Origin of the sequence: Streptomyces purpurascens (genome assembly GCF_045040895.1) — a bacterium.
Lineage (GTDB): Bacteria > Actinomycetota > Actinomycetes > Streptomycetales > Streptomycetaceae > Streptomyces > Streptomyces purpurascens.
Genome location: NZ_CP108341.1, coordinates 1 through 18,550 on the forward strand (window position 1 = coordinate 1; position 18,550 = coordinate 18,550).

The 18,550-nt window shown below is 68.5% G+C and carries 14 protein-coding genes and 1 pseudogene; 12 read left to right on the plus strand and 3 right to left on the minus strand.

Translation table 11 applies throughout. The features are described 5' to 3' along the window. Positions 1-699: 699 nt before the first annotated feature. The 7 genes from OHU35_RS00005 to OHU35_RS00035 all read left to right on the plus strand — a co-directional run bounded on the left by OHU35_RS00005 (position 700) and on the right by OHU35_RS00035 (position 8,521). A complete protein-coding gene (locus tag OHU35_RS00005; RefSeq protein ID WP_405504011.1) occupies positions 700-1,092 on the plus strand; it encodes a hypothetical protein in 393 nt (130 codons plus the stop codon). A gap of 39 nt (positions 1,093-1,131) precedes the next feature. Next, positions 1,132-3,972, plus strand: coding sequence for a Helicase associated domain protein (locus OHU35_RS00010; RefSeq protein WP_405504013.1), 2,841 nt, complete (start codon positions 1,132-1,134; stop codon positions 3,970-3,972). 399 nt (positions 3,973-4,371) lie between these two features. Next, on the plus strand, positions 4,372-5,295 hold the full coding sequence (locus OHU35_RS00015; RefSeq protein WP_391808917.1) for a hypothetical protein: 924 nt from the start codon (positions 4,372-4,374) through the stop codon (positions 5,293-5,295). 169 nt (positions 5,296-5,464) lie between these two features. Continuing rightward, complete coding sequence (locus OHU35_RS00020) at positions 5,465-5,707, plus strand: hypothetical protein (protein WP_405504015.1); 243 nt, start codon at positions 5,465-5,467, stop codon at positions 5,705-5,707. 304 nt (positions 5,708-6,011) lie between these two features. Beyond that, positions 6,012-6,935, plus strand: a complete 924-nt coding sequence (locus OHU35_RS00025) for a hypothetical protein (protein ID WP_405504017.1) — start codon at positions 6,012-6,014, stop codon at positions 6,933-6,935. 159 nt (positions 6,936-7,094) lie between these two features. Beyond that, positions 7,095-7,583, plus strand: a complete 489-nt coding sequence (locus OHU35_RS00030) for a hypothetical protein (RefSeq protein WP_405504019.1) — start codon at positions 7,095-7,097, stop codon at positions 7,581-7,583. Between the two features lie 272 nt (positions 7,584-7,855). Next, on the plus strand, positions 7,856-8,521 hold the full coding sequence (locus OHU35_RS00035; protein ID WP_405504021.1) for a TnsA-like heteromeric transposase endonuclease subunit: 666 nt from the start codon (positions 7,856-7,858) through the stop codon (positions 8,519-8,521). Positions 8,522-9,041: 520 nt separating this feature from the next. Here the strand turns inward: OHU35_RS00035 and OHU35_RS00040 are convergent. Further along, on the minus strand, positions 9,042-9,473 hold the full coding sequence (locus OHU35_RS00040; protein WP_405504023.1) for a hypothetical protein: 432 nt from the start codon (positions 9,471-9,473) through the stop codon (positions 9,042-9,044). A 1,379-nt stretch (positions 9,474-10,852) separates the two neighbouring features. On the opposite strand from OHU35_RS00040, the gene OHU35_RS00045 reads away from it, so the two are divergent. The 4 genes and pseudogenes from OHU35_RS00045 to OHU35_RS00060 form a co-directional block, all read left to right on the plus strand. Continuing rightward, entirely contained in the window at positions 10,853-11,737 is an 885-nt protein-coding gene (locus OHU35_RS00045; protein WP_405509137.1) for a TniB family NTP-binding protein, read from the plus strand. A 145-nt stretch (positions 11,738-11,882) separates the two neighbouring features. Next, entirely contained in the window at positions 11,883-13,865 is a 1,983-nt protein-coding gene (locus tag OHU35_RS00050) for a helicase associated domain-containing protein (protein ID WP_405504025.1), read from the plus strand. A 131-nt stretch (positions 13,866-13,996) separates the two neighbouring features. After that, a complete protein-coding gene (locus tag OHU35_RS00055; RefSeq protein ID WP_405504027.1) occupies positions 13,997-15,268 on the plus strand; it encodes a helicase associated domain-containing protein in 1,272 nt (423 codons plus the stop codon). 50 nt (positions 15,269-15,318) lie between these two features. Then, positions 15,319-15,690, plus strand: a pseudogene (locus OHU35_RS00060) (ATP-binding protein); the annotation flags it as partial. A gap of 81 nt (positions 15,691-15,771) precedes the next feature. Here the strand turns inward: OHU35_RS00060 and OHU35_RS00065 are convergent. Beyond that, entirely contained in the window at positions 15,772-16,389 is a 618-nt protein-coding gene (locus OHU35_RS00065) for a TetR/AcrR family transcriptional regulator (protein ID WP_229873432.1), read from the minus strand. Between the two features lie 98 nt (positions 16,390-16,487). Between OHU35_RS00065 and OHU35_RS00070 the strand changes: the two genes are divergently transcribed. Then, positions 16,488-17,669 (plus strand): cytochrome P450, encoded by a 1,182-nt coding sequence (locus OHU35_RS00070; RefSeq protein WP_405504029.1) that lies wholly within the window; start codon positions 16,488-16,490, stop codon positions 17,667-17,669. A 317-nt stretch (positions 17,670-17,986) separates the two neighbouring features. Here OHU35_RS00070 and tpg read toward each other — a convergent pair whose 3' ends face one another. After that, positions 17,987-18,544, minus strand: a complete 558-nt coding sequence (gene tpg / locus OHU35_RS00075) for a telomere-protecting terminal protein Tpg (protein ID WP_405504031.1) — start codon at positions 18,542-18,544, stop codon at positions 17,987-17,989. Between the last annotated feature and the right edge of the window lie 6 nt (positions 18,545-18,550).

Genomic DNA, 18,550 nt, shown 5'->3' on the forward strand with positions numbered 1-18,550 from the left:
CACATCGCTGCGCGATGTGCAAGCGAACCCCCGTGCTGCGCACGGGGTTGCGCTCCGCTCCGCGGGAGCGCTGGCGGGTGGCTGCGCCACCCGCACACCCTCCTTGCTGCGCAAGGAGGGTGCCGGTCCGTCCGCTGCGCTTCCGGACCGGCGGGACCCCCGTCCCGCTATCAGGCTTCCGCTTCGCTCCAGCCTGCTCGGCGGGTCCGCTGCGCTCCCCCGCCTGACAGCCCTTCCGGCTGCGCCTTCAGGGCCGTTGAGTCCGCTAACGCGGACCAGTCTGGCTGCGAGGGAGGGGGCACTCGTTCGTGTCGGGTTCCAGTGTAGTGGCTGCATCAAATTGATGCAGCATGTACCGTTGGTGGAAACACGGGACACCCCCCAACTACTGAAAAATCCAACCCCCTGAGGGAGTCACCGCCTGATGACAGCTCACGTAGACCCTATAGAAATGCAGTTGAGCAGTGATCCTGAACAGCGAATCGGCGAGTACCGAAGGGCGCGCGGAACGCGCGACTGCGTGCTTACGCGCTCCTGGAGGTGGCCGGGTTGGAGCCCAGGGAAGTCGATGCGGTCGTGTCCGCCATCGAGGCCGGTGCCCTGGCAAGCGCCCACGGCGATGTGGAGCGAGGCAGTTGGGAACCTCCTGAGCCACGGGGGGAGTCGTACGCGCAGGGCTGGGCGGATGGTGTGGTCGCAGTGAGTGAGGGCCTGGTGCGCACGGCCGACCGCCGGTTCCAGCAGCGTGGGCGAGCGGCTGCGGCAGCCCGCTTACAGGCAGGGAAGCCCGCGCCGGACGGGGCTTGGGAGTTGGAGCGGCTGCGGGCCTTCGCGCGCCAGGCAATGCACCGGACGCACCGGCACACCATGGAGCGGCGCCGGGTGCTGGAGCTCCTGGGCGAGGACGGCCAGTTGTGCAACGCCCGCACGATCGAGTACTCCACTGGTGACGTCATCTGGTGCACGCGTGAGGCCGGCCATTACGACCCGGGGGTCAGACCCGAGGGTGAGGATCCGGGCGGCTGGCATCTGTGCAACGGCCGCCGATGGATGGATGACCGGCCCTACAACCACCCGCACAAGTCCGCCTGACGACCCGGGGGGGGGAAGGCCACAAGGGGAGGCTAGGAAATGCCTGCAATTCAGCTACGGGACCACCAGGTGGACGCGAATGTGCGTATCCGTAGGTGGGTGGGATTCTCTGCAAGGTCATCAGTGCCCCCTCGGGGGGCGCGGGCCACCGTCGTGTCAGCGACCGGGTCCGGGAAGACGATCACGGCCGCGTGGGCTGTGCTGGAGTGCTTCCGGGGCGGGCGGATCCTCGTCATGGTCCCCACCCTCGATCTGCTCGTGCAGACCGCCCAGGCGTGGCGCAGGGTCGGCCACACGGGGTCGATGGTCGCGGTGTGCTCGCTGGAGAAGGATGACGTCCTGGAGCAGCTCGGGGTGCGCACCACCACCAATCCGATCCAGCTCGCGCTGTGGGCCGGGCGCGGGCCTGTGGTGGTGTTCGCCACGTACGCCTCTCTCGTGGACCGTGAGGACCCCGAGGACTGGTCGGGGTGGCGGAAAGTGCGCGGGCCGCTGGAGGCCGCTCTGGCGGGCGGGGAGCGGCTGTATGGCCAGTCGATGGCCCCGTTCGACTTCGCGGTAGTTGACGAAGCCCACGGAACTACTGGTGATCTTGGTCGGCCGTGGTCGGCGATCCACGACAACCACCGCATCCCGGTCGACTACCGGCTCTACCTGACCGCGACCCCGCGCATCCTCGCCTCGCCCCGGCCGCAGAAAGGCAAGGACGGTGAGGAACTGGAGATCGCTTCGATGCGAAGCGACCCCGAAGGACCCTACGGCGAATGGATTTTCGAGCTTGGACTCTCGGAGAGCATCGAGCGCGGAATTTTGGCAGGGTTCGAGATCGACGTGTTGGAGATCCGCGATCCTCAGCCAGTCCTTGGGGCCTCGGAGGAAGCCGTGCGCGGCCGGCGCCTGGCGCTCCTGCAGACCGCCCTCCTGGAGCACGCCGCCCGGTGGAACCTCAAGACGGTGATGACGTTCCACCAGCGAGTCGAGGAGGCCGCCGCGTTCGCGGAGAAGCTGCCGCAGACGGCAGCCCGGCTGTACGCCAACGACGCCTCGGACGAGGACCTGGAGGCCGCGGAAGAACTGCCGAAGTCGTCGATCGACGCGGAGTTCTACGAGCTGGAGGCCGGTCGTCATGTGCCGCTGGACCGGGTGTGGTCGGGGTGGCTGTGCGGCGACCACCGGGTGTCCGAGCGGCGCGAGGTCCTGGCGCAGTTCGCCAACGGCGTCGACGCCGACGGCAAGCGGGTGCACCGGGCGTTCCTGGCAAGCGTTCGCGTTCTCGGTGAAGGCATCGACATCGTCGGCACCCGGGGAGTCGAGGCGATCTGCTTCGCGGACACCCGCGGCTCCCAGGTGGAGATCGTGCAGAACATCGGCCGGGCGCTCAGGCCGAATCCGGACGGCACCCAGAAGACGGCCAGGATCATCGTGCCGGTCTTCCTCCAGCCCGGCGAGGACCCCAAGGACATGGTGGCCAGCGCGAGTTTTGCACCCCTTGTAGCGGTGCTTCAGGGCCTGCGCAGTCATGATGAACGCCTGGTCGAGCAGCTCGCCTCGCGCGCCCTGTCCCGGGGTCGTGAGCAGCGGCGGGTGCACGTCCAGCGCGACGAGGAGGGCCGGATCGTCGGGACCGGCGGCGAGGACCAGGAGCACGATGACACGCAGGCCGCTGCCGAGTCCGCCCTGCTCCACTTCTCCAGCCCGCGCGACGCCGGCACCATCGCCGCGTTCCTGCGCACCCGCGTGTACCGGCCGGAGTCGCTGGTGTGGCTGGAGGGCTACCAGGCCCTGCTGTGCTGGCGGGAGGAGAACGGCATCACCGGTCTGCACGCGGTCCCGTATGACACCGAGACCGAGCTGGGCGTCACCGTTTTCCCCCTGGGGCGCTGGACCCACCAGCAGCGGCGCGCGTACCGCGCCGGTGAACTCGACTCCCACCGCAAGGAGCTGCTCGACGAAGCCGGAATAGTGTGGGAACCGGGCGAGGAAGCCTGGGAGGCGAAGCTGGCGGCGCTGCGCTCCTACCACCGTGCACACGGGCACATGGCCCCGAGGCAAGACGCTGTGTGGGGAGACGCTGAAGGTGAGCTGGTCCCGGTCGGGCAGCACATGGCCAACCTCCGCAGGAAAGGCGGCCTCGGGAAGGACACGGAGCGGGCGGCGGACCGCGCAAAGCAGCTGGCGGCCATCGACCCGGACTGGAACTGCCCGTGGCCGCTGGACTGGCAGCGCCACTACCGCGTCCTCGCCGACCTGGTCGACGCCGACGGCCACCTGCCAGACATCGCACCCGGGGTGCTGATGGACGGCGACGACATCGGACGGTGGCTCCAGCGGCAGACCCAGCCGGGTACATGGGCGCAGCTGTCGAACGAACAGCAGGAGCGACTGTCCAGGCTGGGCACCAAGCCCGCTGAGGCTCCGTCTGGCGCCCCGGCAGCCACGCGGGCGAAGGGCCCGAGCAAGGCGCAGCAGGCGTTCCAGCGCGGCCTGGCAGCCCTCGCACAGTGGGTGGAACGGGAGGGCCAGCGGCCGGTACCGCGCGGCCACAGCGAAGAGATCGTGGTCAACGGCGAAGCGGAACCGGTGTCCGTCAAGCTGGGCGTGTGGGTATCGAACGCCCGCGCGAGGCGGGACAAGCTCACAGCGGACCAGCGGTCGGCCCTGGCTGAGTTGGGCGTCGACTGGGCGGGCGCGGCATCGGCGCCGACCGCCCAGGTTGTCCCGGCCCAGCCGACGAAGGGCGGCTCCGTACGGCCCTCGCCGCCGAAGCCGCCGGTCCGGCACCACCATGCCGAGTGCGACAAACCGTTGTACGGCGGCGGCACCTGCACCTGCGACCTCATCGAGCAGTACGGACCGCCCTCCGAACGAGACGACTACTGAGAAAGCCTCCGCCTGCTCCCTCCCCACCGCGCCGGACCCCGGGCCCTCCCTTCAAAAGGCCTTGGGCCTCGTGCTGTCGGCACGGGCGGGCGGACGTCGTCTAGGTCAGCCGGGCCGATGCGGGACCCACTCGTGGGTCGTCTCCTCCCGAGCACGGAGTTATGAGATGAAATTATCAAATGTTGACGTCCAGAACGCCATAGGTCGCAAGCTGAACACGCAAGGGTTCCGAGCATCAGATGTGGGCCTGCCTGCGGCTTTTGGTGAACAAAAGTTTCCTATCGGGGTCATCTGTTATCTCATGTTTTCCGACTAGCCGAGCTGAGCGGGCGTCCGGCCGGGCGTGCGCTCCCGTATCCGGCACCCGAACCGCCCTGTCTGGGGCGCATAGTTGGGCCTGTGAACACCGAACTGACCGTGCTCAAGCGGGACAAGGTCGTGAGCCAGGGCGAGACGATACGGATGCTGCTGGACGAGTCCAAGCGCTCCAGCCGTGCTGTCCCCATCCGGCGCGCGTTCGTTCAGGACACTGTCCCCGGCCCTCGCCTGGTCACGCGGCCCGGCCCTCTCCGTCACCTACTGCGCAGCCCCGAGCGGCTGGAGCTCTTCCTCCTGGTCCACTGCGTCGCCGCACGGGGCCCACTCCCGCGCGGTCGCGTCGACGGCGACTGGGGCGTGACTCGCCGGTCCGAGACATGGGGCCGCGCCGCAGGGATCTCGTTCGCCACCGACGGCACGGCGAGCGCCGCGGTCTCCCGGCACCTGGCCAAGCTGAAGAAGCTGAAACTGATCAGCACGGCGCCGGACGGCCGGATGACCCGCATCATCAAGCTGCACGAGGACGGCTCCGGGGACCCGTACACGCTGCCGTCAGGCAACTGGGAGGGCTCCCGCAAGGACATCTATTTCAAGGTGCCCTTCGCGTACTGGGAGCAGGACTACTACAAGTCGCTGACGATGCCGGCGAAGGCGATGCTGTTCATCTTCATGAGCCAGCGCAGCCGGTCCTTCGTCCTGTACAAGGACAAGCAGTTCGCGTCCTGGTACGGGATCTCCCCGGCGACCGTCGGGCGCGGCATCACGGAGCTGAAGACGAAAGGGCTGCTGTACGAGTTCCTCACTGAGCAGTATCTGGACGGCTCCTCCATCTTCGGCCAGAGCACGGGTGTGCGCTGGGCGCTCGCCGCGCCGTTCGACCTGAACGTCAACAAGACAGACCGGGAGGCGGCGGCCGCCGCCTGGAGTCCAGCGGGGGTCGCCGACACCGCGCTGCGGATCGCCTCCGGTGTCCCCGTGCTCTCGGGGGCGATGGCCCCGAAATGAGCAGGGCCGGGCGCTGCGGCGACCCGGCCCCACGACTCCCGGTCCGGCGCAAACACGGGTCGGGCATGGCGCAGGTCGCCGCCCCGCAAACGGGCGACGGCCCCCTGTTGGAGCAGGGAGCCGTCCAGTGAAGAAACCGACAGTCACTCCCCAAGGAGGCACCATCAGCATGTTCAACGAGCCTAAGGGCACCGACCGACCGACGTCGACCCGGCACCACCAGGGCAACGACAAGCTGCGTCACATCCGGTCCGAGATCCGGGCCCGGCTGCTGCAGCTGCTGGACGGCGGTCGCCGCCGTCGTCTGCGCGCCCTCGCCCGTACGACGGGCTACGGCATCGTCCGCGGCTCCGCTGGCGCCGTGGGCGCGAGCGGGACTGGGTGGATCATCTGGTGGATCCAGCAGCGCTAACTGGCGCACCCGCTGATCCGATCTCCGCCGACATGGTGGTCCCGGTCCCGAGGCCGGTGGCCGGTGGCCGGTGGCGTCTCCCCCGTACGACGGTCACCGCACTCGGGCCGTAGTACGGAGGAGACGGCGAGGACCAGGCGCCGGAGTTCGGACAGCGGCGGCGCCGACGCGCAACACCGGCGAGCGCGGCCCATGCCGCCCTCCATCACCCGCAACTCCAGTTAGGGACATGGGTGAAAGCGGCCTCAATGGGGATGCCCCGAATTCGATCGCACCTGTATACAGGTGCGGTTACCGTCCTGGCATGGACGATTCACTCTCGTTCGAGAGCTTCCTGACGGGTGCCGGAAGAGCCGCGTACAAGGCCATGGAGGACCACGGGCGCGGCGAGTACGACGAGTTCGCTCTCCACGGTGGCGTTGCCGTCGAGCGGCTCGCCAAGGCTGTCCTGGTCAAGAAGAACCCGACCTATCTGGTAGAGATGCGCAACGGGAACTCAGATCTGCTGCTGTACTTCGGCGGTGATGTGGAGCTGGACCCGGACAAGGTCCGCACTGTCGGAGCCAAGGAGGCCCTCCAACGGCTCCGGCGCATAAAGGTGCTCCCGCCTAATCCTCAACTCGATCGGTTGATCGACCTCCGGAACGGCACCGCACACACAACTGTTGGCGACGAGGCCAGGTCTCTGCTGCCGACACTTGCCGAGACCATCGCAATCCTGTTGAAGGCCGTCGACATGCCGGCTGAGCAGTTCTGGGGTCGCTGGATCAGCGCGGTCCACGTGGCCGTCGACAAGCAGCGGGATGCGATCCAGCGGGACGTTGAGGTCCGGATCAAGCAGTCCCAACACCTCTTCGATGACCGGTTCAAGGGACTACCTGAAGGCGCCAAAGAGAGGGCACTCAAGGAACCCGTCGAAGGCCCTCACGCCGTCGCGGTGTCCGGGGAAGACGACAAGCTCATCGTGCTGATCTCCACTCTCGCGTGTCCTGCATGTGGTGGAGAAGCACATATCCGGGTGACACCAATCCGCTCGACCACCACAGGGGCAGAGGTAACGGTGGACCTTCTGGACTGCCCCCTGTGTGGGTTGAAGCTGACCGGCCCCGAAGAGATCAAAGCTTCCGGTGCCGATATCGAGAAGGCCGTGGTGCCATCGAACATCATCGTCTCGTGGGGCATGACCCTCCCGACTCCGCTCGACTTGAGCCGCATAAATACGGCTTGACCATCAAAACTCGCCGACCCGAAGGCCGAAGCCGAGAGCTACGGGTACGGCTACCACGGCCAAGCGGCCACCCGCGTCCTGGCCAACCTGATCGCCGACTTCGCCGGTCTGCGCCCGCTGCTCACCGTCCCGCAGCCCACCGTCGGTAGGGTCGCGGCTGTGCGTACGGCCGGACAGATGGCCGGGATGACCGCGATCGTCCTGTACGACCTGGGCAGCCGCCGGGAATCCCGCGCCTGGTTCGCCACCGCCCAATCCGGCAATTCCCAGCTGCACGCCTGGGTGCTTGCCCGGGAGGCCATGGTGCCGCTCAACTACGGCGCCCCGAGGGCGGGGGCCGGCCTCGCCGACCAGGCCCGCCAGGCCGCAGGTCACCAACAGACCGAGCAGGCCCACGCCGCACTCGCCGGCGCCCTCATGGAGCGGCTCCCCGAGGGCGAGCGGTCAGACACGTGGCTGACGTACGGCGAGCAGAAGCACCACGTCCGCCTCAGCCACGCCTTCACCACGCTCGCAGACACCCGCCGCCCGAACGAGAGCCAGCAGCGTGCCCTGGAGCTGTCCGCGCCGTCCCGCACCATGACGCGCTCCCTGCTACACATCGACGCGGCGGCGTGTTCCCACCGGGGACGTCCTGGTGGACGATAGCCGTACGCGGCGACCGCTCGAATCACCGGCGTTGGTGTTGGACCAGTCCCCCAGCAGGCGGCTGCCCCGTGCCGTCAGATCCGCCGGCACGCGTTCGCTGACCAGGGCTTGGAATGCGTGTGAGGGAGCAGGCCGCCACGTGGCCATTACCTGATGGGATGCTCATCGGTTGAAGGTGCATGTGGCAGCAAGGCTCCTCGGCGCACTCGGCGGTCGCTGATCCCTGTCGATACAGCGCCCGGTTCCTGGATCCGTACGGTGGAGAACAGCGGATGCCGTGGGGCGAGGCCGCTCGTGTCGTTCGTCTGGAGGACTGCGGTCCGGTACGTCCGTTTCCCGTGCGGTCTGGCCGTCGTTTCGCGCCGGGCTGGTGGTGGTCGGCAACGACCGGGCGACTGGTGCACTACGGGTCGGGTGTCATGCGCACCCAGGTGATGCTGCTGGACCGTGATCCTTCGGTCATGACGATGGCATGCCGCCCTGTGGAGCTGTCCTGGCGGGGATCTGAGGGGACCGTGGTGTCGCATGCGCCGCACCTGATGGCACGGTTCAGCGATGGCGGCGGTCTGCTGCTCGACTGTGCCGGACGAGGGAAGATCTCTCCCCGGCTCGCACACCGTGCTGACGTCATGGCAGCGGTGGGATGGCAGTACAGGGTCACCTCGCCTCCCGAACCGGTTGTCGCCGCCAACCTGGGCTGGCTGTCGGGATACCGGCACCCTCGCTACCGGAACACCGCGCTCATGGAAGAGGCGGTGCAGGTCTTTGCCCGTCCTCGGCCGCTGATCGAAGGAGCACGTGACCTCGGGGACACCATCAGGGTTCTCCCAGCCCTCTTCCATGCCCTATGGACCGGGGCACTGTCAGCCCCGCTGAACGATCCCTTGCATGAACAGGTGACCGTGACAGCAGGCCCGGGCGAGTGGGCGTCTGCGTGACGGCGGCAGTACTCGAGGTGGGGAGCCAGGTGCGGTTCGAGGACCGCTCCTGGACGGTCGTGATGCTCGAAGGGGCCCGTGCCCGGCTGGTCGACTCGGACAACTCCACGGCAACGGTGCTGGTGAGCTATCTGTTCGCCGCTCCTGACTTCGAACTCGTCGGAGCGGCCCGCCCCCGGGTGCCTCCGTTCGGGCTCCTGGAGGAACTGCCTGTGCAGGCACGCGAGCGTGCTGAGGCCTGGGAGCGGCACGTACGCGAGGTGGAGACCGGCCTTCCTGTGCCGGGGCAGGGCGGTGTGCCGCGGGCGGAGTTCGATCCGGCGCAGCGGAATGTGGCTGAACGGGAGGAGGCCAAGGCAGCGGAGTTGACCGCGGCGGGGCAGCCGACGAGTGCGGTGACCGTGCGGCGGATGCGGGCCCGGTACCGCGAGAAGGGGCTGTGGGGGCTGGTCGACCAGCGCACGGCGCGCAGGCGTTCTGTGGTGGGACGGGCCGATGAGCGTGTGGTCGCTGCGATCACTCAGGTGCTGGAGGCACAGCGGGAACGCTCCAGTGGCACGCTGAGCCGGCTGCGGCGCATGGTCGGGTGGGTTCTGGAGGAAACCCATGGTCCCGGCGCGGTGGAGGTACCGCCGGTGACGACGTTCAACCGGCTGGTGCACGCGCTCGCCGACGGCCATGGACTGCTGGGGTCGGCGGCACAGCAGCGGCGGCGCACGTCGCGGCCGGCCCCTCCCTTCACCCCGACCGTGACGCTGCGGCCGGGTGAGCTGGTGATGCTGGACAGTACGCCGCTTGATGTGCTGGTTGTCCTCGCCGACGGGGTGACGGGGTCGGTCGAGTTATCGATCGCGTTGGACGTGGCGCGCAGTATCTGTGCCGCGGTGGTGCGTCCGGTGGGCACAAGATCGGTGGATGCGGCGGTGCTGCTGGCGCAGATGGTCACGCCCATGCGGATGCGCCCGGGGTGGGAGACGGCCCTGGCGATGTCCCGGTCAGTCATCCCCTATGAGCGGCTGGTGTCGTTGGATGCGCGGCTGGAAGGAGCAGCGGCCCGGCCGGTGATCATGCCGGAGACGGTGGTGGTCGACCAAGGTGCGGTGTTTATCTCCCATTCCTTCATTGCCGCGTGCGAGAGCCTGGGGGTGTCCGTTCAGCCGGCGCCGCCGGCCAACGGCCCGGCCAAGGGCCATGTCGAGCGGACGTTCCGCACCATCGGGGACCGGTTCTCCCAGTACGTGGCCGGCTACAGCGGCTCGGATGTCACCCGGCGCGGCACGCGCGTTGAGGACGAGGCGTGCTGGACGCTTGCGCACGTTCAGGACCTGCTGGATGAGTGGCTGGTCACCGACTGGCAGCACCGCCCGCACGCGTCGCTGCGCCATCCGCTGGCACCGAAGCTCGCCTTGTCGCCGAACGAGATGTGGGGCGCGCTCGTGGGAGTCACCGGCTATATCCCGGTGCCGCTGAGCGCGGACGACTACATCGAGCTCATGCCCATCAAGCGGGTGGCCATCAACGACTACGGCATCCGCTTCGACTACCGCACCTACGACCACAAGGTCCTCAATCCGCACCGCGGGGACCCATCGGGTGCACCGGACGGCAGATGGGAGGTGCACCACAACCCCTACGACCCCAATCAGATCTGGGTGCGGCTGCCCACCGGCTGGGAAGAGGTGCCGTGGATCCACCGCGGCTGTGTCAGCCTGCCCTTCACCGACTTCACCTGGCAGCACGTCCGTGCCGCAGTCGAGCGCCGCGGCGACCGCGTCGAGCACGAGCGGCAGCTCGCTCAGGCCCTGGATCGCCTCCTGCGGCGTGCGAGCAACGGTGCCGGGACTCGCCGCGAGCAGACGGTGGCGGCGCGCGCCAGCGCCGCAGCGTCCCTGGCCCGACCGGCCGTGCCGCAGGCGGTCCCGGACCCCGTGGCGGCTCCGACCCTCTCCTACGGCCTGGTGGGTGCCTTCACGCCGCTGGAAGAAGAGGATCAGCAAGGGGAGACAGGTTCGAGGACGGCTGGGACGAGGACGACAGCCTGCCCGGCCCCGCTGACGCCGATGTGCCTGCCGGAGACGAACGGCCGGACTCCTCAACGAAAGTTCCGCGTCCCTCCCGGATCTATGACGCCTACCAGGAAGCAGCACAGTGGTGACAGACGCCCCTGCCGACAGCACCCTTCACGACGGAGCGAGGGCCGCGGCGTACGCGCCGCCGACCACGTGAGACGGCTGGCAGCAGTTCGTCGCCACTCCCCCGCTGCAGCCCCATCCGGCCGCCGACGAGGACTGGTCGCTGGAGGAACGGCTGGACTACCACTCCCGGTTCGTGGTGCTGACCACCCCGGCCATGGAACGCATCTCCCTGTCGTTGCGGCGCCTGATGCTCCTCAACCGCCGTCAGCAGGGCACCGCACGCCGCGGCCTGATCGTCTCCGGACCGCCCACCACCGGCAAGACCACCACCCTGCTGGAAATGGGCCGCACCTTCGAACTCGCCGAGCAGCGCCGGCACCCCGACCGCATGGACCGCCTGCCCGTGGTCTTCCTGGCCGTGCCACCGGCCTCCACACCCAAGATGCTGGTCAGCGAATTCGCCCGGTTCCTCGGCATCCCCATCGCGGCCCGCATGAACCAGGCACAGATCACCGACGCCGTCTGCCACCTGCTGTGCCTCCTGGAGACGAAGCTGGTCCTCGTGGACGACGTCCACCTGCTCGACACCCGCACCCGGTCCGGCGCGGAAACCTCCGACCAGATGAAACACCTCGGCGAGCGCATCCCCGCCACTTTCGTCTACGCCGGCGTCGACGTCGAAGCCTCTCCCCTGCTGACCGGGCCGCGCGGCGCCCAGCTCGCCGGCCGCTTCACCCTGATCCGCAACACCGCGCTGCCCTGCGCCACCGAAGAGCAACGCGAGATCTGGCGCGCTCTGGTCACCGACATGGAAGAAGCCCTGCGCCTGCGCCACCACACCCCGCACACCCTGGCGCAGCACGCCGACTACCTCCACCAGCGCACCGGCGGCGTCATGGGCAGCCTCTCCCACCTCATCCGCGAAGCCGCCCTGACCGCCCTGACCGCCCTGCTCGACGGCAGCGAAAAAATCACCAAGAAGCTCCTGGCCTGCATCCAGCTCGACATCCGGGCCGAACAGCAAGGCCGCCCGCCGCGAAAACGCCTCCCTCGCCCGCGCAGCCACAGCGCGGGATCCTGAGGGAGGTCGGAGCAGCGGTGATGCAGGCCCCAGCGGACAGCAGGCGCAGCCACTTGAGCGCGAGCAGCCCGAACTCTCGGGGCACAGAGGGGCTTTGGGCGCGGTGCGGGTAGCGCCGCTGCACAGTGAGACGACGCTGTCCTACATGAGCCGAGTCGCCTCCCGCTACCGGCTCACGGCCAAAGAGCTCATCTGGGCACTCGTGGACGTGGGACGGCGTCCCAACCTCTTCACCGTGCGGCCCGACGGCGAAGTCGTCTTCAACACCGAGGCCCGGACGGTGGTCGCCGCCTTCTGCCGCATGCCCGAAGAACACTTGCGCCGTGCCCTTCCCGCCTGGGGCCGGGAGGTTCCTTCGAGCAGGCTGGGAAGCGGTCCGGCCGCCTGGGTCCGCACCGCAGCCACGATCCCGCCGACCGGCCCCGGATGCCGGGCCTGCACCGCGAGGGCCACACAGGGCGGGGAAGAGGCACGCCGCTACCTCCTGCCGCACGCACGGGTATGCGTCAAGCACCAGTGCGGGATGCTGGAAACACCCGTCGTCGACGAAGCGACGGCCGGCCCTGGGCAGCTGGACGTGCGGCACGTGCCGCAGATCGCAGCGGCCCAGCGCCGTCATGCACGGCTGCTGCGGCGCACCCCGCACGCCGGCGAAGCGTTCGCTGTGGCGCAGGCGGTTACAGCGTCGTGGTGGGACGAGGCCTGGCCGGACGAGACCCTCTGGCCCGACCGGCTGCGGCTGATGGCTCACGGCAACGGCTTCGCATGGCGTGTAGCGGCGCGGGATGCGGTGACCTATCCGGAAGCCGTCACGCTGGCCGCGGCCCTGGCCGATGCGGGTGTGCAGCAGCTGCTGCTCAACGAGGCGGGCCGGCATCAACCGCACTCGCTCGCCGATGTCCCCCGCCTCGTCGGCGAACTGGCCCGGCGGCTTGGGCGGCCGTGGATCGCCGACCGCCTCACTGCGGTCACGACAGGGCCGCTGAACGCCTGGGTGCGCGCCTGCGTCCGCAGTCAAGCCGGGCACATACCGAAGACGCGGAACATGTGGCGCGTCTCCCCGCCTCACCGGCCCTCCCCGGTTTCCCAGCTCCTGGCGAAAAGCAGTGACCGGGGCGAGACACCCGCACAGCCCGAGCCTGCGTCGCTCCCAGAGAGCACCGAAGACGCGGCCCGGGGGTTCGCACGTGGGCTGCGCCATGCCCGTGCCTACGCCGCCGAGCACGGCCACCTGTGCGCGCCCAACACGGTGCAGATGGAAGGCTTCGCCGTCGGCCTGTGGCTCGCCAACCAGCGGGCCGCAGGACCTGAGCTCGCTCCCGAACGCGCCGCCACCCTCGACGCCCTCGACCCGTGGTGGAACCCGCCTTGGAACCTGTGGTGGCAGCGCATCTACCACCGTGCTCAAGCGCACGTCCGAGCAGGACACCCCCTGGCTCCCGAGCTCGGATTCCCCGGTACACCCGAGGGCCTCGGAGAGTGGCTGCATGACCAGTGCACCGACTACCACCAGCTCCACCCTCAGCAGCAGCGCCTCCTCACTGAAATCGGCATCACACCCGAGCGAGCGCGTGTGGCAAAGCCCCGGCGCAAGAACATCAAGGCCGTCCGCCACACCGCTCTGGATCACGCCCGCACTTACGCCGCCCGGCACGGACACCTGTGCGCCCCCACTTCGGCCAGCCAAGACGGCTTCATGGTCGGCAAGTGGCTGCACAGTCAGCGGGTACGTGCTCGGCGCGGCCACCTCGACCCGGTACTGAACCAGACGCTGACCGAGATCGACCCCTGGTGGAACCCGCCCTGGCCCACCGACTGGCAGCGCGAGCACCACCATGCTCACGCCGCCGTCACCGCGGGCACCCTCCTCGACCCCCAAGCCGGGTTCCGGAACTTCGACGACCGCACCGGGCAGTGGCGGTACGCCCAGTGCGTCAACTACACCGCCCTCCAGCCCGGCCAGCAGCACCTCCTGGCCCGCCTCGGCCTCACCGAACCCGTCGCAGGCACCGCCGTGCCCAACCCGGCCACCCGGCATCCCGCCATGGAAACAGGGCTGCACTACGCCCGGGACTGGGCAGCCCAGCACGGCGCCCTCGACCTCCCCCGCACCGCCCCCCCCACCTAGGTTTTCCCCTCGGCCGCTGGCTCGCCACACAACGACACCAAGCCAACCTCCACCGCGACCTCTTCGACACCCCCTGGCCGCACGACGAACACCTCGCCCGCATCGATCCGTACTGGAACCCGCCCTGGGGCATGAAATGGCAACGCCGCTACCAGGCCGCCCGCAACCAACTCACCCCCGGCCAAAACCTCGCCCCCCAGGAGGGCTTCCTCAACACACCGGACTGGACCGGACACTGGCTGTACAGCCAGTGCGCCGTCTACGACGGCCTCCACCCCCGCCAGCAGCAACTCCTCGCAGGCCTCGGCCTCACCTCCGAAGGCGCCCGCACCGCCCTACCACGCCGCAAAACCCAAGCCGCCTCCTTCGTTGCCGGCCTCGCCCACGCCCACGCCTGGGCCCAGGAGCACGGCAACCTCGCCGTTGCCGAACCCGCCCGCCACGACGGCTACCGCCTCGGCGCCTGGCTGCGCACCCAACGCCGCCGCGCCAGCCGCGGAAAACTGCCCGCCGACCGCATCAAAGCCCTGGAAGCCATCGATCCCCACTGGAACCCGGTGGGAGGGCTGCGCTGGCAGCAGGCCTACCTCGCCGCCCGCACCCACACCTCCGGCCGCTCCCTGACGACCACGGCCGACCTCAACGCGCTCCCGTCGGCGACAGCGAAATGGCTGTTCACCCAGTGCTCCAGCTACGGCAGCCTCCACCCCGAGCAGCAACAGTTGCTCGCCGAGATCGGCCTCCCCAGCGAACGCGCCCGCGCGCTGGCACCACCACCGAAAACTCCCCAGCCCGCCCGCCCAGTCCGCCCGCGGCTGAAGAACCCGCCCTGCGCCTTCGCGGCCGGCCTGCCCTACGCCCAAGCCTGGACCGCCCAGCACGGACACCTCACCTCAGCCGACTACCGCACCGAACACGACGGCTTCCCCCTGGGATGGTGGCTGTACAAACAACGCCGAGCCGCCCACGCCCACGTGAAACGCACCGGCCGGCCCTGGCCCCACAACCCGCAACTCGCCGCCCTCGACCCGTGGTGGAACCCACCCTGGCGCGCCACCTGGAACCACAGCTGGCACCAAGCCCACACCTACTACAGCACCGGCATGCCCTTCCCCAACCAGACCACCAAATGGATCCGCACCCAACAACACACCTGGGACCAGCTCCACCCCCACCAACAACACCTGATGACCACCATCGGCATCCACGGCCACGCACCGCTATGGCGCTACAACAGTCGCCCAGTGCACCTGACCGACCAGCCAACAGAACTGATCAACACCCACGAGACCAACCCAGAGCACGAACTCCGCAGTTCACAGGCCCGCCCAGTCGGGACCCGCAAGCAACGCCAAGCACCTCGCCAGCACCCACCACACCGCCAGACCCAACCAGCCAACTGATCAGCCCAGCTCAACCCTCCGGCCACCGATCAGAAAGAACGAACCACGACAGCTACACACTCGCTACCAAACTGGTCAACGAGCTGGTCGAAGCCGCGGACGAGAAGATCCTGACCAAGACCATCGCCCGCTACGGACGCGTCGATCTGCTCTGCATAGACGAACTTGGCTACATGGAGCTGGACCGCAGGGGCGCTGAGCTGCTGTTCCAGGTGCTGACGGAGCGGGAGGAGAAGAACAGCGTCGCCATCGCCTCCAACGAGTCGTTTGGAGGGTGGACAAAGACATTCACCGATCCGCGGCTTTGCGCGGCCATCGTCGACCGCCTCACCTTCGGCGGGAACATCATCGAGACCGGCACCGACTCCTACCGGCTCGCCAGCACCCGGGCCGCCCGGGCGCAGAGCGCAGTCTCAGGCTGACCCGTCCGAGCCCCAAAAACCGGCCAGAGGCTGCGTTCACCGCTACCCATGCCACGACCGAGTGCGCGTGCGCTGAACACGCTAAGCCGGGCGGGGGAGCGAGTTGAGGCCGTCGATCGCGATGTCGGTGGCCCTTTGAACGGCTTTGTAGGTCTGCTCCGGCCGGTTGCCCCGCTTTTGGCATGCGGCGACGACGACCTTGATCGCCCCGACCAGCGAGCCCACCGCCGCGGCGGCCTCGACGAGGTCCAGCTCGGGGCAAGCGAGGTGGAGCGCTTCGGTCAGCTGCAGCTGGATGTCGAACAGCAGGTGCAATTCGCGCGCCTGAAGTGCCGGGACCGACGCAATCAGCCGGGTCCGAGCCGGGCCGACCTTCCGCGCCAACTCCGAGTCCGTGTCCGCGAAAACACTCTGGTCGATGACGCGCCGCAGCAGGTCGGCCACCGGTTCGCCGGGCTGCCGTTCTCCGATGATCTCGACCGCGCGCTCCAGCCGCGACCTGTCGTCGAAGAAGACGATGTCGTCCTTGCTGTCGAAGTAGCTGAAAAAGGTCCGTGTCGCGACGTCTGCGGTGGCCGCGATCTCCGCCACGGTTGTCTGGTCGTAACCCTTCTCGGCGAACAATCGCAGGGCGCCTTCGATGAGCGCTTGCCTCGTGCGCATCTTCTTCCGCTGGCGCAGCCCTGGGTCGCTGGTCACGACAGCACCCTACCGCATGTGATGCAATTTTGCATTAATTGACGTTTTGCATCGAGTGCTGTTTTATCGGGAGGTCCGTACCGACCGAGGAGCGGCCGATGGAGAGCACATCCCCGGCAACGGTCATGCCCACGGCCCGCCAGAACCCCTTCGACCCGCCCGAGGAACTGCACCGCCGGCAGGGACTCGGCCCAATCCATCGGATGACCTACGTCGACGGCGGTCAGGGGTGGTTGGTGACCGGCTTCGCCGCAGCGCGGGCGATCCTGGCAGATCCCCGATTCAGCGTCCGCCCGGACCACATGCGCTCACCGGTTGCCCAGCCGGCAAGGACGCCCGTGCCGCCGGGATTCTTCCTCCGCATGGACCCGCCCGAGCACGACCACTATCGGCGGTTGCTCACCGGTGACTTCACGGTGCGCCGGATGAAGCTCCTCGAACCGGAGATCGAAGCGATCGTCAATGACCAGTTGAACGCGATGGAGCTCGCCGGGGGCCCGGCCGACCTGTTCAAGGCATTCGCGCTGCCGATCCCGTCACAAGTGATCGGCGAACTGCTCGGGGTGCCCTACTCCGACAGGCAGGGGTTCCAGCGGAACGCCGCCACGCTCTTGAACATCGACCTCACAGCGGAACACCGGCAAGAGGCGGTCAGGGAGCTCATGGCATATCTGCGGGACCTGCTGCGCCACAAGCGTTCCTGGCCAGAGGAAGATGTGCTCAGCGGGCTCGCTGCGCACGAGGGACTTACTGCGGACGAGAGAGCCGGACTGGCGCTCCTGCTCCTGATCGCCGGGCATGAGACAACGACGAACATGCTCGCGCTGGGCGCTTTCGCTCTGCTGGCCAACCCCGCACAGTTAGCCGAGGTCCGCGACAAGGAGGAAGACACCCCTGCGGTGGTCGAGGAGCTGCTGCGTTACCTCACGATCATCCAGCACGTGGTCCGCGTCGCGCTCGAGGACATCGAGAGCCACGGCTGCCTGATCAAGGCTGGCGAGTCCGTCACCGTCGCACTTTCCGCGGCGAACCGGGACGCTGACCATTTCGCCGCCCCGGACGCGCTTGACCTCACCCGCTCCACGGCCGGACACCTCGCGTTCGGTCACGGCCTCCACCAGTGCCTCGGGCAGCGGCTGGCCCGCGCCGAAATGCGCATCGCCCTCCCCGCACTGCTTCGCCGCTTCCCGGCACTACGTCTCACTGTCGCGCCCGAGGAAGTGCCACTGCGGTCGGCCATGACGGTCTACGGCGTCCATGAACTCCCGGTCACCTGGTAGGCAGATCAAGGTCGAGAAGAACGACGTGTGCTCGGCGCCTCGCAGCGCGACGTGTGAGTCTGAGCAACGCCCCTTCACTGCCAGCTCCCCACCGCCATCCGGCCCTTCAAGTCCGGGTCTAGATCAACTCACTCAGGCACACGGCATGGATCAGTTGCGGCCTCCGGTGTTGTCACTTCTCATCGACATCTCCGACCCGAGTGATCGCTAAGTGCTGCCGGAAACCGCCGACAAATGTTGTCCGCTCCCACCTACGAAACCATGGAGTTGACGGGCGCGCAGACGAACGGTCGGCGGGGCTCGCGGCTGTTCGGGATCTACAGGTCGAACTCGAGGTGCTCAATACCGGTGAAGCGGACGGACTCCAGCTGGCCGGCGCGGCGGCCGTTGTCCTGGAAGTACACCTCCTTGAGCGCTTCGGCGGCGATCTGCTGGAGCTGCTGGTCGCTGGCGCCCTGCTCCTGGGCGTCGAAGAGGCGGGCGGCGTACTGCGGCGGCAGCGCCACGGTCAAGTGCCGGAGGCGGTCCTCGTCCGTCGTCCCGATCGGCGCGGTGTAGCCGATCCGGGCGCGGGTGTCGATGACGATGCCGCCGGTGGTCGCCGCCTTCTGCCGCGCCTGGGCACGGATCTGCGGCTGCCACCGCTTCTTCACTTCGGCCTCCAAACGGGCGGCGAGGTCCGGGCGGGGCTTCTTGATCTGGTCTTTCACGTACCGCTCGACCGTGCGCTGCGAGATCCGCAGCATCTGGGCGACCGCCTTGGTGCCCTTGAGCTGCTTGACCAGGTACCGCATCTGCGGGCCCGCGTTCTTGGGTGCCGGGCGGGTGAATGCCTTCTGCACCGCGGCGTCCAGGCCGTCCCCGAACAGGCTCATCACCTG